Source organism: Chloroflexus aurantiacus J-10-fl (genome assembly GCF_000018865.1).
Taxonomy (GTDB): domain Bacteria; phylum Chloroflexota; class Chloroflexia; order Chloroflexales; family Chloroflexaceae; genus Chloroflexus; species Chloroflexus aurantiacus.
Window position 1 is genome coordinate 2,216,882 of the sequence record NC_010175.1, and the last position, 17,732, is coordinate 2,234,613.

At 57.6% G+C, this 17,732-nt stretch carries 13 protein-coding genes; 10 read left to right on the forward strand and 3 right to left on the reverse strand.

Annotated elements, in window-relative coordinates:
- Positions 1–10: 10 nt before the first annotated feature.
- Positions 11–832, forward strand: coding sequence for a gluzincin family metallopeptidase (locus tag CAUR_RS08460; protein WP_012257485.1), 822 nt, complete (start codon positions 11–13; stop codon positions 830–832).
- A gap of 105 nt (positions 833–937) precedes the next feature.
- On the opposite strand, the gene CAUR_RS08465 is transcribed toward CAUR_RS08460, so the two are convergent.
- Positions 938–2,356 (reverse strand): malic enzyme-like NAD(P)-binding protein, encoded by a 1,419-nt coding sequence (locus CAUR_RS08465; RefSeq protein ID WP_012257486.1) that lies wholly within the window; start codon positions 2,354–2,356, stop codon positions 938–940.
- Positions 2,357–3,440: 1,084 nt separating this feature from the next.
- Between CAUR_RS08465 and CAUR_RS08470 the strand changes: the two genes are divergently transcribed.
- From CAUR_RS08470 to CAUR_RS08505, 8 genes are all read left to right on the forward strand, one after another.
- Positions 3,441–3,776, forward strand: a complete 336-nt coding sequence (locus CAUR_RS08470) for a hypothetical protein (protein ID WP_012257487.1) — start codon at positions 3,441–3,443, stop codon at positions 3,774–3,776.
- On the forward strand, positions 3,769–5,037 hold the full coding sequence (locus tag CAUR_RS08475; RefSeq protein ID WP_012257488.1) for a glutamate-5-semialdehyde dehydrogenase: 1,269 nt from the start codon (positions 3,769–3,771) through the stop codon (positions 5,035–5,037). The genes CAUR_RS08470 and CAUR_RS08475 overlap by 8 nt, the downstream gene beginning before the upstream one ends.
- A 4-nt stretch (positions 5,038–5,041) precedes the next feature.
- Complete coding sequence (locus CAUR_RS08480) at positions 5,042–5,785, forward strand: type 1 glutamine amidotransferase (RefSeq protein ID WP_012257489.1); 744 nt, start codon at positions 5,042–5,044, stop codon at positions 5,783–5,785.
- A gap of 30 nt (positions 5,786–5,815) precedes the next feature.
- Positions 5,816–6,070, forward strand: coding sequence for a hypothetical protein (locus CAUR_RS08485; RefSeq protein WP_015909093.1), 255 nt, complete (start codon positions 5,816–5,818; stop codon positions 6,068–6,070).
- Between the two features lie 624 nt (positions 6,071–6,694).
- Positions 6,695–7,546: a peptide chain release factor N(5)-glutamine methyltransferase gene (gene prmC, locus CAUR_RS08490; RefSeq protein ID WP_012257490.1), complete on the forward strand. Its 852-nt coding sequence runs from the start codon at positions 6,695–6,697 to the stop codon at positions 7,544–7,546.
- A 57-nt stretch (positions 7,547–7,603) separates the two neighbouring features.
- Positions 7,604–8,251 carry a hypothetical protein gene (locus CAUR_RS08495; protein WP_012257491.1) on the forward strand — a complete coding sequence of 216 codons (648 nt, stop codon included), beginning with the start codon at positions 7,604–7,606 and terminating at the stop codon, positions 8,249–8,251.
- A complete protein-coding gene (locus CAUR_RS08500) occupies positions 8,248–9,198 on the forward strand; it encodes an alpha/beta fold hydrolase (protein WP_012257492.1) in 951 nt (316 codons plus the stop codon). Before CAUR_RS08495 ends, CAUR_RS08500 begins: the two co-directional genes overlap by 4 nt.
- A 1,289-nt stretch (positions 9,199–10,487) precedes the next feature.
- Positions 10,488–13,343, forward strand: a complete 2,856-nt coding sequence (locus CAUR_RS08505) for a helicase C-terminal domain-containing protein (protein WP_012257493.1) — start codon at positions 10,488–10,490, stop codon at positions 13,341–13,343.
- 472 nt (positions 13,344–13,815) lie between these two features.
- Here the strand turns inward: CAUR_RS08505 and CAUR_RS08510 are convergent, their stop codons facing one another.
- The gene (locus tag CAUR_RS08510) at positions 13,816–14,556 is read right to left on the reverse strand and encodes a response regulator (RefSeq protein WP_012257494.1); all 741 of its coding nucleotides are present in this window, start codon (positions 14,554–14,556) and stop codon (positions 13,816–13,818) included.
- The gene (locus tag CAUR_RS08515) at positions 14,538–15,275 is read right to left on the reverse strand and encodes a Maf family protein (protein WP_012257495.1); all 738 of its coding nucleotides are present in this window, start codon (positions 15,273–15,275) and stop codon (positions 14,538–14,540) included. The genes CAUR_RS08510 and CAUR_RS08515 overlap by 19 nt, the downstream gene beginning before the upstream one ends.
- Positions 15,276–15,687: 412 nt before the next feature.
- Between CAUR_RS08515 and CAUR_RS08520 the strand changes: the two genes are divergently transcribed.
- Positions 15,688–17,628 (forward strand): ABC transporter substrate-binding protein, encoded by a 1,941-nt coding sequence (locus CAUR_RS08520; RefSeq protein ID WP_012257496.1) that lies wholly within the window; start codon positions 15,688–15,690, stop codon positions 17,626–17,628.
- Positions 17,629–17,732 lie beyond the last annotated feature (104 nt).

A 17,732-nucleotide genomic window follows, 5' to 3' on the forward strand; every position in this document is an offset into this window, starting at 1 on the left:
AGATAATGCAATGGGTTTGGGATCACGTTGGATCACAATCGCTCTTTTCCTGATCGGCCTGGCGGCGACGATCATCGTTGTGCGCATGCAACAATCACCGCCGCGCCTGGCCCCACTCGTTGCTGAAGCCAATGTCGTCGCTGCGGTACCAGTGCTTAGCGGTGATGCTCTGCCACAAAACACTGATCTGCTACGCATCACGGTCGCACCGCAGGCACTGCCCGCCAGCGTCAGCATTGAGACCATCACCGCCGATCTCTATGCCGCACTGGCGTATGTCAGTGAGCGCACAGCGATCAACCTGACAGCACCGATTGCAGTGCGCATCAATGCTTCACCGGATTGCGCATTGCACGGCGTGGCCTATACCGATATTCGGGAGGTGCAGGTGTTTACCTGCTCTGCCCTACCACCCTCGCGTGCCGTCAACATCCTCGCCCACGAGTTCGTGCACCAACTGGCCCACGACTACTACGGTGCTGCTCATCTCCGAAGCGATCCGATCTTGCTTGAAGGCTGGGCAACCTGGGGGGCAGGGCGCTACTGGCTGGGACAAATGCCTGATTTTCGCACATTTGTCGGTACTCGGCCATCGCTTCCCCTGGTTGCCAGCCACCTCGGTCGACCAGCAGCCGAGATGAATACCCTCTATTACCAGTGGGCCAGCTTTGTCGAGTATCTGATCATCACATACGGTCGGGCAGCTTTTGATGATCTCTACCGTAGTGGTGCAGGCACACCCGGTAGTGCCGACTATCAGGGGGTCTACGGGATTGATCTGCCAGCGCTCGAAGCGCAATGGCGCACGTGGTTGAACAATGGCGGTTCATAACCTCGCTACACCCAACGATGATCGTGGCGCGTAAGTTGACGTGCGGCAGCCGTGCTGCCGCACGCCCATGCTCGATACCGGTCGCGTGTCGCACCGTTCAACCCGCTAATCACCCGGCATATGCGTTCGCCGCGCCACCCCTTCAGCAATCGCCGCCTGTGCCACAGCCGCAGCAATGGCCGGCACAACCTGCCGGTTAAACACACTAGGCACGATGTAATCTTCATTCATCTCTTCCGGTGGAATCACCGTCGCCAGTGCTTCGGCGGCAGCGAGCCGCATGGCCGAGGTAATACGCCTTGCGTGTACATCGAGCGCACCACGGAAGATACCGGGAAAGCTGAGCACATTGTTAATCTGATTTGGCTGATCACTGCGGCCAGTTGCAACCACACGTGCATACTGACGCAACATATCAGGATCGCCTTCGGGGATCGGATTGGCCAGCGCAAAGACAATCGGATCACTACTCATCACCCGAATATGGTCGGGCGTCAGGATATTGCCCTTCGAGACCCCAATAAAGACATCGGCACCGCGCAACGCCACCGCTAAATCACCGCGCCGTCGTTCCCGGTTCGTCTGTGAAGCAATAATCCGCTGCATCGGGGTCTGACGGGCATGATCACCTTCGACCAGGATCCCAAACCGATCCACCGCAGTAATTTCGCCAACCCCGGCTTCGATCAGCGTGCGAATGATCGCCGTACCGGCTGCCCCGATCCCATTTACAACCACACGCACATCTGCCAGTCGCTTGCCGACAATCCGTACCGCATTGCGCAGCGCGGCCAACACCACCACCGCTGTCCCGTGCTGGTCATCGTGCATCACCGGCATATCGAGACTCTCTTCGAGCCGACCCTCGACAATGAAACAATTTGGAGCAGCAATATCTTCGAGGTTAATGCCACCAAAACTCGGCGCGATCTGCTCAACCGTCTGCACAATCACATCAGGGTCTTGCGAGCGCAGACAGATCGGCACCGCATCGATGTTCGCCAATTCTTTAAACAGAATCGCTTTGCCCTCCATCACCGGCATCGCCGCTTCCGGCCCCAGGTTGCCCAGCCCCAAAATGGCCGAACCATCGCTCACGACGGCCACACTGTTGCCTTTCCAGGTCAGTGCGTACACCTTCTCCGGATCATCGGCAATTGCCCGACAGACACGGGCCACACCGGGAGTGTAGGCCAGCGAAAGATCATCGCGCGTCTTCAGAGGTACGCGACTCTGCGTGGCCAGCTTGCCGCCGAGGTGGGTAAGAAAGACACGGTCACTTACCTGAAGCACTTTGATGTTCTGCAACGTGTTAATTGCTGCTACCAGTTGCTCCCCGTGTTGCTCGTCTTGTACGCGCACCGTAATATCGCGAACCAGAATGTTCCGTTCAGCGCGCACAATGTCAATCGCACCGATGTCACCGCCGACTTCGCCGATCAAGGTGGTCAACCGCCCCAGCATCCCAGGACGATTTTCAATCTGGCAGCGCAACGTCAGCGTGTAAGCCACCCCAACGGACATAGCCCTCACCTCGTTTTCTGAAATAAGCACACAAAAATGCCCGTCACCACGACGGGCATCATCGCCTTATCATGGTATAGTACCACAAGTCTTGATTTGTCAGATTGATGGATTTAGCCCAGCACCGCCAATTACCTCGCCCAACCAGGCGTGGTGGCTGTAGCACAGCCTGACAGCTTGCGAGAGATCGCTGGCGCGCCATTACGCACGGTCTACCCCCGGTGGGGGATGTGGTGGGGTGACTTGATGGATTTGATCCAGCACCGCCAATCACCTCGCCCAACCGGGCGTGGTGGCTGTTGCACAGCCTGACAGCTTGCGAGAGATCGCTGGTGCGCCATTGCATGGGCTACCCTCAGTAGTTCCCGCCCCCAGCGGAGGCAGCGCAGGGTGGGGGCTATCCCCTGGGCGCGCTCGCCACCTGCACCAACCCGTCGTGCCTGCTTCCAGCAGGGTAGCATATCAAACCTTGCGTGATACAGTGCATCACTGCCCGACCCCGACTATGCGGGCATCCGTCGCTGGCCGTCTTCTCCGGTACGATCCGTGGGGTCATCTGGATGATTGCGGGGGAGCGGGTTCCGTAGGGGCGGGTTCTAAACCCGCCCCTACGCACCTGCCCATCAAGCATTGTGTTTTTCAGATTTGGTACTACCACTCCGAACCAGTGCGCACCAGCCGAACCATCTGCCACCCATGGTTCCCGCCCCCAGCGGGGGCGGGTCAGGGTGGGGGTGAGACCCTGGGAGCGCACCCCTCCAGCGCGCTCACCGCCTGAACCAGTGCACGCCAGCGGCACCTTCCGCCACCCGTGGTTCCCGCCCCCAGTGCCAGTCAAGATTGGAAAATCTTGGTGACACGAGTGCAATCACGGTCAAACCGCTCGGTGAACGGATGTTGTTCAGCGCAGAGTACTCTCGCCTATTGGCGACGAGCGTCGATGTAACGGGCATTTACAAAGGCGACCTTCATACTATCGCCGCCAGCACATTCATTCTATCCCCATTCACATCAGCCTGACGCTTACCACCGGGCGGGTTGTCCGTGGTACAATGCTGAAAATAGAAGACCGTAGGATCAAGGTATGAGTCCTGAGCTTATTCGCGTTGTTGTTGCGCTCGTCATCGGCCTGCTCTTAATCGATCAATTCCGCCGCAGTGCGGTCGGATCGCGTCGCCGATGGGCATTTGCGCTCGGCGCAGCCGCAATGGTGGTTGTCGCAACATCCAACCTCTTCGTAGGGGCGCTCTTGCCGCTGATGATCATTGGCGGTAGTTTGGCCCTGGCGGCGGTCTGGTTGCTCTGGCAGGCATATCAACGCGGTGAACTGGCAGACCGCTTCGAGCGCGCCCGTGACTACCTGGAATCGGAACGACGTCGCTATGACGAGCAGGATCGGGGAGGATCGCACGATGGTTGACCTGGAAGCAATTGGCCGCCGGGCAAAGACGGCGGCTCGTGCGTTGGCGAAGCTCTCAACTGAACAGAAAAATGCAGCCCTGTGCGCAATTGCTGATGGATTGCTGGCGAGACAAGATAAGATTCTGGCTGCCAACGCTGCCGATGTCGCCGATGCAGAAAAGGGTGGGACGCCACCGGCGATTGTTGATCGCATGCTGCTGACGCCGGCGCGTCTGGCGGCGATTGCCGGCGATTGTCGGCAAGTGGCATCTTTGCCTGATCCAGTTGGTGAAATCTTTGATCGGCGTGAACTGCCGTCCGGGTTGCGCCTCTATAAACGGCGGGTGCCGATTGGGGTGATCGGTGCGATTTACGAAGCCCGCCCAAATGTGACCGTTGATATTGCGTCGCTCTGTCTGAAGGCCGGTAATGCCGTTATTTTGCGTGGTGGGAGTGATATTGCGCGCAGTGTGGCGGCAACAACAGAGGTGATTGCGCTGGCGTTGGAACAGGCCGGTTTGCCGGCGTTTGCTGTGCAAAGTATTATCGATCCCGACCGTGAACTGGTGCGGCAATTGCTACGCCTCGACCGTTACGTTGATATGATTATCCCGCGCGGCGGTGCCGGTCTGCACCGTTTCTGTGTCGAAAACGCGACGGTGCCGGTGATTGTTGGGGGAATGGGGGTCAGCCATATCTATGTTGAGCCGAGTGCCGACTTTGCCCGCGCTGTACCGGTGATTGTCAATGCCAAGGTGCAACGTCCGGGTGCCTGCAATGCACTTGATACGCTTCTGGTGCATCGGGCGGCGGCATCGACCTTTCTGCCGCTGGTAGCCGCTGCCCTCGCTCAGCACGGCGTGGAGTTGCGCTGTGATCTGGAAGCCCTGGCCATCCTCGCCGATGCGCCTGGGCACGAAGCCTGGAACCTGAAACCGGCCAGCCCAACCGATTTTGGCTGCGAGTTTCTGGCCTTGATCGTTGCAATCAAGATTGTAGGCAGCATTGATGAAGCACTTGATCATATCGCTCTGTACGGCGGTCATTCCGAAGCCATTCTGACCGGCGATCCGATCAGTGCTGAGCGCTTTACCCGTGAAGTTGATGCCACTGCTGTCTTTGTCAATGCCAGCACGCGCTTCAACGATGGTGGTCAGTTTGGTCTGGGTGCCGAGGTGGCAATTTCAACCAATCGCCTGCACGCACGTGGCCCGATGGGGTTGCAGGAATTGACGACCTATACCTGGATTGGTGAAGGCGATTATCTGGTGCGAGCCTGAACGTATGAACCTAACCCTGCGTTTGGCCCATCTCTACCCGGAACATATGAATGTGTATGGCGACCGTGGCAACGTGATCGCGTTGCGCCAGCGTTGCCAGCGGCGTGGTATTGCGCTGGAAATTGTTCCGGTCAATCCCGGCGACACGATTGACTGGCAAACCGTCGATCTGGCCTTCTTCGGTGGCGGACAGGATAGCGGGCAGGCTTTGATTACAGGCGATCTGATTGAACGGCAGGGGCCAGGGTTGCGGGCAGCTATCGAAGCTGACCTGGTGGTGCTGGCGATCTGTGGTGGCTATCAGTTGCTCGGTCACTACTTTTTGACCCATACCGGTGAACGTCTACCCGGTCTGGGTGTGCTGGATGTCCATACCATAGCCGGCAAACAGCGGATGATCGGCAACATTGTGATCGAAGTGCATTTAGGGGCAGAGCCGTGGCAGTTGGTTGGCTTTGAGAACCACAGTGGCCGCACCTTTCATGGCCCCGGCGTCAAGTCATTGGGCAGAGTACTGGTCGGCTACGGCGACAATGGCCAGGATCGCAAAGGGGGGGTGATCTATCGCAATACCTTTGGTTGTTACCTCCATGGCGCGCTGTTGCCCAAAAACCCCCAACTGACCGATCACCTGATTGAGCTGGCCCTCCGCCGACGGTACGGCTCCCAATACGTCTTACCGCCGCTACCGGCAGAGCGCGAACTGGCAGCCCAGCGCGCAATGGTACAACGTTTATTGACACGTTAAGCGAACCTCAGACGATGAAGGAGCATGTCGATGCAGATCACAACCACCGGCACGCCAACCGCGGAAGAGGCCGCAGCCGCAGTGGCAGCGATCATGGTCATCCTGACGGAAGAGGCTGCCCAGCCGGGTGAGCAGCCCGTAACCCTGCCGACGCGCTGGCGCGACTCGATGCGGCTCATCGCTCAGGGAATGCAACCTACCCGTGTACCGGTACCCCCACGCTGGTCAACCATCGAGCGGATTCGACGCGCCGGACGTGGTGGGATGGGCATTGTGGGGATGTGATCGACGAGGATCGTACATTTCACAAAAAGGGATTCCACAAGAGGGGCGACGTATGATTCGTCCCTTTTGCATCTCTCCGTGATGCTTTATGTCAAATCTGGTGTGATAGCGCATCTTGAGTGAGATGGGCATCACTGCCCGTCACCGGGTATGCAGTACCGTGACCAGTCGTCCCATGCGCGACGATCCGGGGGTATCTCCTGTATGATAGGGAATGGGCGTGTAGGGGCGGGTTTGGTAGGGGCGGGTTTAGTAGGGGCGGGTTTGGTAGGGGCGGGTTTGGTAGGGGCGGGTTTGGTAGGGGCGGGTTCCAAACCCGCCCCTACATCTCCACGCTGAGGAATCACGTTTTGGAGCAGATTGCCCGTGGCGCGTGGTGTGGTGTGCGGTAGCCCTGATGCTGCACGCCAAACGTCGCGATACACGCATGACGAGCGGGCAAGGCAACCAATTCAGCGAGTTGATGGCCCTAGAGATGGTCGTCAGCCTCCTCGTTTCCATACCGGCGGGCCGGGAGCAAGGTATACTGTCGTTGGTGCCTGGCATGCGTTCATGCGCCAGTACGATGGTTGGGTAGCACGACAGCACAGCTTTCTGAGGTAAGTTCTAACCTACAACAACCTTATGACGATCCAACAAGCCATTCAGCACGCAATCACCCAATTGCGAACCATCTCGCCGACCGCCCGGCTTGACGCCGAACTCCTGCTTGCTCACATTCTCGGCTGGTCGCGGGCAAAAGTAGTTGCTGAACGGGATCATGTCCTGACGCCAGAGCAAGAGATGGCCTTCAACGCCTTGATCGAACGTCGGGCCAACCGTGAGCCGGTTGCGTACCTCATCGGCCATCGCGAGTTCTTTGGCCTTGATCTGTTCGTTGACCGTCGCGTGCTCATCCCGCGCCCGGAAACCGAGTTGCTGGTCGAACTGACTCTCAAGGAAGCGCAACGCTTCAACCACACCCCACTGATCATTGCCGACATCGGCACCGGTAGCGGTGCTATTGCAATTGCACTGGCTATGCACCTGCCGCACGCCCTGATCTACGGCGTTGACATCAGTCCTGATGCGCTGGCAGTAGCCGCCATCAACGTTACCCGCTATCGACTCGACGACCGGATCAGGCTGCTTGAAGGTGATCTCTGCACGCCACTCCCCGCCCCGGTCGATATTCTGGTCAGCAACCCACCATACACGATCCTGACTGAAATTGACGAGGGCGTCTATCGTCACGAACCACACCTTGCCCTCGATGGCGGCAGCGATGGCCTCGACTGCTACCGACGCCTGATCGCTGCTGCTCCGACCTATCTCAAACCCAACGGGGCGATCTTGCTGGAAATCGGTTCAACCCAGGCTGCATCTGTGGTACACTTACTACGTCAGGCGTTGCCGATGGCAGAAACCGGTATAGAACGTGATCTGGCCGGTCACGACAGGATCGTTTGGGCACGTAATCGATATGTCATCCACTGATCTGGCCCCTGGTTCTATCTTGTCGATATACTATGGGTAGAGATCAGGAGGATTGCTATGACTGCACTCTTTGTCGCCCTTGGCATCGCCATCATTACTCTTCTCTTCATCCTGCTCTGGTATGTGCCGCACCTTTTGCAGCAACAGGCCGGACGCAGTGCCAGAGAGGCTGAACAGCTACGCACAATGCTACTCGACATGCTCAACGAACAAGAAGCGGTTACGCAGCGTCAGTCCCAGCTCAGCTCGGCGATCACCAGCCTGCAACAGCAGCTCACGCAACTGACGACATCGCCACAACAGCGATTAGCCGCCGATATTGATGTACAGGCGATCCGGCAGTTGGAAGAACGGATCACCGCTCTCCAACAGCAGATACAACGCTGGATCGAGTCGCGTGGGCAGCAGCAACGTCAGCAAGACGTATACGACAACGAGTCTTGGGCCAACCTGCTCAGCCTGCTTGCTGCTATTCAGGAGCGCATGGCAGCCTTATCCGTCGAGCGGACAAACGTGTCGGTTGGCCTGCAAGCGCGTACTTTACTGGAAGAACTTGAACAAGAGATGGCCCATCTGCGCAGCATTTCTGAAGATATTGCAACACTACAGTGGCGGTTACGCCGATCTCTTCACGAGCGCGAATCCAGCGTGGCTCAACTGCGCGCCCGTGCGGTCGGCACTTCCTCAACGGCGAGGCCAGCATGAGCATCATCGTTATCGACAACCAACGGGTTCACTACGAAGTGTTTGGTCGCGGCAAGCCGGTCGTCTTCCTCCACGGCTGGTTAGGAAGCTGGCGCTACTGGTATACCTCGATGGAGATCGTTGCCCAGCACTTCCGCACCTACTCCTTCGATTTTTGGGGGTTTGGTGAGTCGCGCACGAACGAAATGCCCACGATCCAGGGCTATTCCAACCAGGTTATCCGCTTTCTCGACGCCATGGGGATTGACCGGGCAGCGCTGGTTGGGCATTCAATGGGTGGCATGGTTGCGTTGAAAACGGCACTCGACCATCCTGGACGGGTAGTACGAGTCGCTACGGTAGGTGCACCCATTAATGGCAACTCGCTCTCGTGGATGCTAAAACTCGTGGATCGTCCCTTCTTCGCCGAATTTTTCGCCCGCCGGCCCTGGCTGCGTCGATCACTGTTCCGGTTTTTCTTCGGCGACTCTCTCGATCCCGAAGTTGACGAAGTATTTGAAGATAGCACCAAATCAACTGCCGACACGATTCGGTCGGCGATCCACTCGATGTGGCGAACCGATCTCACCCCTCTGCTGGATCGGTTGCAGGTTCCGGCGCTGGTTGTCCACGGTGCTCGCGATGAGATTGTAAATCCCAACCAGCTTCAGCTCTTCGTCCATGTCCCGATGGCGCAGGTCGTTCGGATGGAACGGAGCCGTCATTTTCCGTTTGTTGATGAAGCGGAGCAGTTTCACAACATTCTGCTCGACTTTCTCAAGCAACCCGATCCGATGGCGCCAACCCGCAAAGCAGCAACGACACCGAAACCCGATCCGGTACCACCACGACCCGAACCACCGACACTGTCGATTAACGGGAATGATCATCTGCCGTCGGGACACGACACCCCCCACCCACAATCACTACCTTCGCCGTCACGTTCGATATTTCCACCGGGAAGCTGATTGGCTCACTGTCTGAGCATTAGCGCGCGGCAGCCGGCGCTGCCGCGCTGCTGTTTGTGCCTCGCGTAGTCCAGACGTTATATCGAATATGGTGTAAGTCGCGAAGAGCGGATGCTCGCACCCCCTCACCTCACCCTCAGCTCCGCTCCTCTCCCACCTGCGGCGAGAAGCGGGAAAGCGGCGACGGGCCTACTCCATACGGCTCCCGTCCACCTCACCCCCGCCCCCTCCCAACCTCCCCCTGCTGCTATGCATTACCCACATGTCACCCAGCAGTCGGTATGACCCCTCATAGCACCTTGTGCGGGACACGGCGTATCGTGAGTCACGTACACCATGTGGTCAGGCGCTCTTCAGTATCCTGCGGTGGTATAAGTACGACAGCGAGACCGTTCCTGTGGTGCAGGACTCCCGTGACGCGGGCTGCCAACCTGCGTTGCAGGCATTCCCACCACCTCGTCAGGTGCTCGCCATGGCCGCTGGTGCGCAGGGTGGATGCCTGTCCCATCCTCCGTCTCACCCAACCCACCAATTTGGTCGAGCGGGCTGACGCACTCCCTCACGACGTGGCAGTCCCGCTGGGGCTATCCATGTGAGCGCCTGGCACCTGCTCCCCGTCAGCAGGCCAGCCCCGCAGTGGCTTCCACGAATTGAGGCAGGGTTGTAACCCGCCGACTCGCCGGCCTCCACCCCTGACCTGCTCCCGCACCCGAGTTGTGCAGTATCCGACTTATGAGTAATGCATAGCGCGTTGGGGGTGGGTGAGAGTGGGGGTAGGTCACATATCTGGGAGCGCACGCCTCCGGCGCGCTCAGGGGCCATCCGGCATCGGTGATGCCCGGCCTCAGCGGGGGCGAGCAAGGGTGGGGGCGGGTCGCATGCCTGGGAGCGCACGCCTCCGGCACGCTTCCCACCTGCACCGACTCGCGACAGCGGGAAGCATCCGGCACCGGTGCCTCTCGCACACCTCCTGCCACCCTGGTACTACACGTGTGTGCGACGGCCCTGAACCGGTCAGTGCGTCTGCGACAACCGATGAGCAGCGCGCTGGCATGGCTCTGCCAACCTGATGAGTATATATCACTGCCAGAGTGTTGTCTGGTAGCGAAGCTTACGCAACAGCGTGGTACAATTGTCTCGTGCCGATTGGCAACGATCTATGACACCGCTAAGCGGGTGGAATGGGCCAGATAACGATTGACCTGACGACGGCATCTCCATAGCCGTATGGTGAGTCATCAGGCTGGATCAGAAGCAGAAAGATGCTGTAACTCGCCGGCAAAGAGAGCATGAATAATCGTATTTACGTTGCTATTGATGTCGAGACCACCGGGTTACAGAGTGGCCTCGATGAAATTATTGAAGTCGCTGCCGTAACCTTCCGCGGGCACGAGATTCTCGACCGTTTCGAGCAACTGGTACGTCCCCGGCAGGCAGTACCGCTCAAGATTACCCGTCTGACCGGGATCGATCCGGCGGCGCTGGCACAGGCTCCCCGTTTTAATGAGATCGGTGCTGATCTGGCCCGCTTTATCGGGAACCGGCCAATTGTCGGGCACTCGATAGGCTTCGATCTGACGATGTTGCGTGCCCAGGGGATGCAGTTTAATCAGCCCGTCTACGATACTTTTGAACTGGCTACGCTCCTTTTGCCCCAGGTCAGCAGCTACAAACTCTCGGCACTGGCTGCTCACCTTGGTATTCCCCATCCTGATGCCCATCGTGCGCTCAATGATGCGGAAGTGACGGCACGACTGTTTGCGATGCTGAGCGAGCGGATGCTGCAACTTGACCTGGCGACGTTGAGCGAAATGGTTCGCTTGATGGGCAAAATCGGCACACCGCTACGCGATCTGTTTGAAGAGGCGCTGCGGCAGAAGGCGCGCAATGCTTTTCGCGATCCAATTCTCGCGCAGCAGTCAACTGGTACAATCAGCGCCGAGCCAACACTGTTCTCGTCTGCACCTGATACTGGTAGTCCTGAGTTACCCCCTCTACGCCCTACCGGCGATACCCGGCCTCTTGATCTTGACCAGATTGCTGATCTTTTCAGCCCGGAAGGCGTGTTTGGCCGAGCGTTTCCCGGCTACGAACCACGTCCGCCGCAGATCGAGATGGCCCGTGCAGTTGCCACGGCCTTCAATCACAGTGAGCCGTTAATTGTCGAAGCCGGCACCGGTACCGGCAAGAGTATGGCCTATCTGGTACCGGCCACGCTGTATGCAGCACAACGCGGCGAGCGGGTGGTGATTTCGACCAATACCATCAATCTGCAAGATCAGCTCTACAATAAGGATATTCCCGATTTACAGCGTATCTTTGCCACAGCCGGCCTGCCTACGTTTCGCGCCGCACTTTTGAAAGGTCGCAGCAATTATCTCTGTCTTAAACGCTACCACGAGCTACGTCGGCTTGAGAACCTGACCACCGAGGAAGTGCGGGCGTTGTTGAAGATTCAACTCTGGTTGCCAACCACAACTAGCGGCGACCGTACCGAACTGCCGCTGGTTGATCGCGAGCAATCGGCCTGGAATCGAGTGAATGTCTCGGTTGAGACCTGCACAGGTGCGCGCTGTCCACATTTCCGCGAATGCTACTTCTTCCGCGCCCGTCGTGCAGCCGAGTCGGCACATCTGGTCGTGGTCAATCATGCCTTGCTGATCGCTGATCTGGCTGCGGCGTCCCAGGTCTTACCACCCTACGATCATCTTGTCATTGATGAAGCGCACAACCTCGAAGACGTTGCAACCGATCAGCTCAGCTTCAATCTCGACCAGGCCAGCTTACTCAAGTTTCTCGATGATCTGTTCCAGACCGGTGGTGCGCAGGTCGTGAGTGGTCTGCTCAGTGAATTGCCGGCAGTGCTCAGCGAGATTGGTGGTGGTGGTGCCGCCGGTGAACGAATTACGGCTGCGATTGAGCGGATGCGTCCGTCTTTGATTCGGGCCCGCACGGCAGTGTATGAGTGCTTCAATCTACTCACCCGCTTTGTACAGCTCGATCCCGAATCTGGAGGTCAGTATGATACCCGCCTGCGTCTGACCAAAGGAGTACGCCAGCGTCCAGAATGGCAGGAGATTGAACTGGCCTGGCAGAACTTGAATGATATTCTGGCCTTAATCGGCAATGAATTAGCAGGTATCGAAGTGCAGCTCCGTGAGCTGGAAGAAGCGGCGGGTGGTCTTGACGATTTGTTGTTGCGGACAGAGGTGTTGCGTCGTTTCGCAACCGATGCGCGGGTGCGTAGCGGACATGTGATCTTTGGTGATGATGACAGTATTTGCTGGCTGACCTATGATCGCCAGCGGGATGTGCTAACCCTTACCGCAGCACCGCTTAGTGTTGCCGAGATTTTGCAGAGCCAGCTCTTTGCACAAAAACAGACCAGTATCCTCGCGTCGGCGACATTGAGCATTGCCGGCACCTTCGATTTTGTGAAGAGTCGGATCGGGCTGGAAGATTGTCAGGAACTCATGCTCGATTCGCCGTTTGACTACGCCCAGCAGGCATTGGTCTACATCCCCAACGACATTCCCGAACCGAATCAGCGTGGCTATCAGCCAATGATCGAGCAGGCAATCATCGATCTGGCAATTGCGTCGGGTGGACGCATGCTCGCGCTCTTCACCGCCTCAAATGCCTTACGTCAGACCTATACAGCCATTCAAGAAGTTCTGGAAGATCACGGTATTGGCGTCATGGCACAGGGTATTGATGGTTCGCGCAAAGCACTGGTTGATCGCCTGAAAGAATTTCCGCGTTCGGTGTTGCTCGGCACCAACAGCTTCTGGGAAGGGGTTGATGTCGTCGGTGATGCTCTGTCGGTATTGGTCATTACCAAATTGCCGTTTGCGGTACCGACCGATCCGATTGTAGCCGCACGGAGCGAACTGTTTACCGACCCGTTCAACGAATACAGCGTCCCGCAGAGCATTCTACGCTTCAAACAAGGGTTTGGGCGCCTGATCCGTTCACGTGAGGATAGAGGCATTGTTGTCGTGCTTGATCGCCGGTTACTGACCAAAAAATACGGCCAGCAATTCCTCGACTCACTGCCACCTACGCGAGTACGTACCGGCACCCTGGCGAGTCTCCCCGGCCTGGTTGCACGTTTTTTGCAGAAAGTCAATGGCTCGTCGGGATAGGATCAGCCGTACACATTCACGCCTGCTAGCACACCTGACAGAAGGGGCGACGCATGTGTCGCCCCTTCTCGCGCCGGTGGCATGCCTGAACGTTGAGCAGGAATTGGCACAACACGCTTCATCTCCCTGGTGCCATACCTCTATGCATAAGATAGGGCATACCCCTGGAAGCGCGAGCCTCTGGCTCGCCCATAATCTGGAACCACACGCCGTACCGACCCCGACTGCGTTCGCTCCCGTTCCCAACGGGGTTGGGTAAGCTGAGTCGGCGCACGACAGCGGAGACATTCTGCATCGGTGATTCCGGGGTTTGGGGTGGGGCGTGTCTTACATCTCCTCTGTGAGAAGCAAAAGCGTGATCTGCTACCTTATTCGTCGTCCTGGCGCTGCACCTGGTCGCAGATGCACTGAACCAGCGTACTCGCGAGGGCGACGACTCACTCAGGAGTATCAGGTTTCGGGCCTGACACCATCAATCTTCCTCGCCGGAACCGGGTTGAATCTGCTGCGGCGTCTCGATCCAGCCGCGGCGTAGTGCAAAAATCACCGCCTGAGTACGATCATTGAGCGACAGCTTGCGCAGGATTGAGGAGATATGATTCTTCACCGTTTGTGTACTAATCCCCAGGGCATCGGCAATCTCTTTATTGCTGTTACCGGCTGCGATCCGTTCAAGCACTTCGATCTCGCGCTCACTGAGTGGCGTGAAGACCTGTATCGACGGATCACCGACCAACATCTGCACTTCGGGCAAATTGCGAAATTGCGACAGAATGCGACTCGCCACCCGTGGCTCTTCCAGCAAGACATCGTTAATCACATACTCGCCGTGGGCTACTCGTCGCAGAATATCGGCCAGGGCAGCGGGTTTAATATCCTTCGAGCGATAGGCAGCAGCACCGGCGCGCAAAGCATTAAAGGCTGCCTCATCATTCTCGTGCATGCTCAGCATCACCACAGCGATACTCGTGTACTGCCGACGAATCTGGCGTGTCAACTCCAACCCACTCATTCCCGGCAAATTCAGATCAACCAGCATCACATTTGGCTCAGAACCGGCATCGACCTGGGCCAACCAGCGCAATGCCTCTTCACCATTGGCTGCTTCACCAACAATCTGAATGCCCGGTTCATTCGATAATGCCCACCGCACTCCTTGCCGGAAGAGTGGATGGTCATCGACGATCAACAGCTTTACGGTTGGGTTGGCCATGGTGCCGGTTCCTTTCCCTGACTGCGTAGCCATTCGTCGTATGCTTTCATCGGGTCAACGGGTGGTTCAATGCCGACAGCGCGCAAGAGCCGGGCCACTGCTGGCAAGGGTAATCCTACCACATTGGTGTAACTTCCTTCAATCCTGGTAATCAGTGCCCCACCACCACTTTGCAAACCGTAGCCACCGGCTTTATCCAGCGACTCACCCTGGGCAACATACGCAGCGATCTGCTCGTCACTTAATGGTCGCATGTGAACCTGACTGGCCACAAGATCGAAGAGGACTCGTTTCCCATCATAGAGAAAACCGCTGGTATGAACTGAAGGCGGCGTCACGAGACAAAGCCCGGTGAGCACAGTATGTGCCCGCCCAACCAACCGGCGAAGCATCTCGTGCGCGTGTGCTTCATCGCGCGGCTTTCCCAAGACCATCCCATCAATAGCTACCTCGGTATCGGCAGCGAGAACAATGGCATCGGGGTGTTGGTAGCTAATATCACTGGCCTTGCGCCAGGCAACCAGCGTCGGGTGGGATTCTATCGGTAACGGGATGGGCAATGATGGTAGATGACTCAGTAACTCAGCTGGTGGGGGCAGCGGCTGCTCTTCAGCCTGACTGGCCACACGGTGGTAAGAAACACCAAGCCGGGCCAGTAATTCACGTCGGCGTGGTGATGCTGAAGCCAGAATAAATGGGTGGGTAGTTGCTGAAACCATAACTCTCCGCAAATACGTTTTTGTCGGCCCATCGATCATAACATGCTCGATAATGACGCGCAAGTCAAACGTTTCTGAACTAATTTTCTAAGAATCGGGATATTTTTCGGTTGACAGTAACCATCACAACGGGTATAATCCCGCCTAACGATGTACAGTCTCTCGTAGTTCTTAAACAGTCGCCGTCGCACCACGCCTCATGCGATTTCGTCCACAAATACGGGTTTGTATTGTCTCAACCACAGCTTATTTGTGGTTGATAATGCAATCGGACAGACAGCGTGTGGGCACTGGAAAGGGGGTGATGCGGCGCAGAACAAACGCAATGGCGCGGCCCGACTGTTTGAGCATATGTAAGGGGCTGGAAGTCGTTGGTTTCGTTGCCCTCAAGTATTAAGGAGGACACAGACAGATGGCTGGTTTTACCAAGCGAGTCGTTGCCGCTCTGATGGCAATGACGATGATCATTCCGATTCTGGCAGCTTGTGGCGGTGGCGCAGCTCAACCACAGGTGATTCGCGAAACGGTTGTGGTTGTGCAGACGGCTGAGCCGGTACGCGAGACAGTTGTCGAGACCGTTGTCGTGACGGAAGAGGTTGCTGCTGAGCAGTACACCACACCCCACCCCATTCTGAGCGATGTTCGGGTACGCCAGGCAATCGCTTACTGCACCAACCGTCCTGAGCTGATTGCTTCGGTTTATCCGTTCCTGACCCCAGAGCAGCAGCAGAACCTGCTCATGGACACCTTCCTGCCCAAGGCGCACTGGGCGGCAGCAAAGGAGAACATCACCGTTTACCCGTTTGATCCCGAAAAGGGTAAGGCGCTGCTCGAAGAGGCCGGCTGGACAGGTGAGCCAATTCGCAGCAATGCCAACGGCGAGCCACTGTCACTGAGCTTCACTACCACTAATGCTCAGTTCCGCCAGACCTGGTCGGCAGTCTTCATTCGCCAGATGGCGGCATGTGGTATCCAGATTATTCCGACCTACGCCCCGGCTTCCTGGTGGTTCGGTAGCAGCACTGGTCTGAGCCGCCGCGACTTCGAGCTGGGTGCCTTTGCCTGGGTTGGTCAGGCCGATCCGGGTGGCCAGACCCTCTACGCCTGTAATCAGATTCCGCTGCCTTCCAACAACTGGGAAGGTCAGAACTACATGGGCTGGTGTAACGAGCGGGCCAGCCGGGCCATCATTGCGGCGAATAATACGCTCGACCGCGCTGAGCGCATCCGCCAGTATGCCATCGTTCAGGAAGAGTTCACCAAGGATATGGTGAGCCTGCCGCTCTTCAACCGCCTCGAGGCGTATGCGGCCAGCAACCGGCTGCTGAACTTCAAGCCGAATCCCACCGAGTACTACACGGCCAACGCCGATGAGTGGGAGCTGACCGATGGTGGCGATACGCTGGTGCTCGGTTTCACTCAGGAGCCGCAGACCATGTGGAGCCTGATCGAGAGCGCGGCAGTGCAGCGGGTGGCTGTGAATCTGCTCGGTGTTCCGGCGGCCACTACTTATGACTACGACTATCAGCCGGTTGGGCTTGATGGCCTGTCAACCATCGAGAGTGGCCGGGCGACGAATGTCGATATCGAGGTAAAAGAGGGCGACATCGTCTGGAATACCGATGGTGAGGCAGTGCCGCTGGCTCCTGGCGTCGAGATCGTGAACGCTGCTGGTGAGACGATCACCTATCAGGGCGGCACGGTCACGATGAAGCAACTGACCGTCACCGACAAGTGGATCTCAGGTATCACCTGGGAAGACGGCGAGCCGCTCAAGAAGGCTGACTTCGAGCTGGCGTATAAGATCAACTGTGATCCTGAGTCGGGTGTAGTTTCGTTGACCTACTGCAACTCGATTGCCAAGATCGATTTCACCAGTGACACCGAGTACACCGTCACCTTCCACCCCGGTGTGCAGTGGCCGACCTACTTCGCCGGCGCTGGCCTGGGTGCCTATCCGTCGCACCAGGTGCTGAGCGATGGTCGCCGGCTGGCCGATGTTCCGGCGGCTGAGTGGCAGACCCTGCCCGAAATCATCGAGCGCCCGCTGAGCAATGGCCCCTACGTGCTCAAGGAGTGGGTCAAGGGCCAGAGCATGACCTTCGAGGCCAACCCGAACTACTACAAGGGTGAGGTCAAGATTAAGAATGTCATCATCAAGTTCATTGCCGATACCAACCAGGCCGTTGCTCAGTTGTTGACCGGTGAGGTTGACGTGCTGGGCAGCGAGACCCTGGGTGCCGGCGCTGAGGTGCAGACCGTGATCGAGGCCGGTAACCGCGGTGAAATCCAGGCCTTCGTGGTTGCCAGCCCGACCTGGGAGCACATTGATATGAACCTCTTCACCAAGTAAGCAGGTTCAGTTTGCCGGTAAACGGCACGGCGATGGGCGAACCCGCCCATCGCCGCCTCTTCTGTCTTTGTAGCGCTGACCTCACGCTGTAAATCGCGATAGGT

Coding starts and splice junctions, on each gene's coding strand:
- CAUR_RS08460 (WP_012257485.1), top strand. CDS start 11: ATGGGTTTGGGATCACGTTGGATCACAATCGCTCTTTTCCTGATCGGC.
- CAUR_RS08465 (WP_012257486.1), bottom strand. CDS start 2,356: ATGTCCGTTGGGGTGGCTTACACGCTGACGTTGCGCTGCCAGATTGAA.
- CAUR_RS08470 (WP_012257487.1), top strand. CDS start 3,441: ATGAGTCCTGAGCTTATTCGCGTTGTTGTTGCGCTCGTCATCGGCCTG.
- CAUR_RS08475 (WP_012257488.1), top strand. CDS start 3,769: ATGGTTGACCTGGAAGCAATTGGCCGCCGGGCAAAGACGGCGGCTCGT.
- CAUR_RS08480 (WP_012257489.1), top strand. CDS start 5,042: ATGAACCTAACCCTGCGTTTGGCCCATCTCTACCCGGAACATATGAAT.
- CAUR_RS08485 (WP_015909093.1), top strand. CDS start 5,816: ATGCAGATCACAACCACCGGCACGCCAACCGCGGAAGAGGCCGCAGCC.
- prmC (WP_012257490.1), top strand. CDS start 6,695: ATGACGATCCAACAAGCCATTCAGCACGCAATCACCCAATTGCGAACC.
- CAUR_RS08495 (WP_012257491.1), top strand. CDS start 7,604: ATGACTGCACTCTTTGTCGCCCTTGGCATCGCCATCATTACTCTTCTC.
- CAUR_RS08500 (WP_012257492.1), top strand. CDS start 8,248: ATGAGCATCATCGTTATCGACAACCAACGGGTTCACTACGAAGTGTTT.
- CAUR_RS08505 (WP_012257493.1), top strand. CDS start 10,488: ATGAATAATCGTATTTACGTTGCTATTGATGTCGAGACCACCGGGTTA.
- CAUR_RS08510 (WP_012257494.1), bottom strand. CDS start 14,556: ATGGCCAACCCAACCGTAAAGCTGTTGATCGTCGATGACCATCCACTC.
- CAUR_RS08515 (WP_012257495.1), bottom strand. CDS start 15,275: ATGGTTTCAGCAACTACCCACCCATTTATTCTGGCTTCAGCATCACCA.
- CAUR_RS08520 (WP_012257496.1), top strand. CDS start 15,688: ATGGCTGGTTTTACCAAGCGAGTCGTTGCCGCTCTGATGGCAATGACG.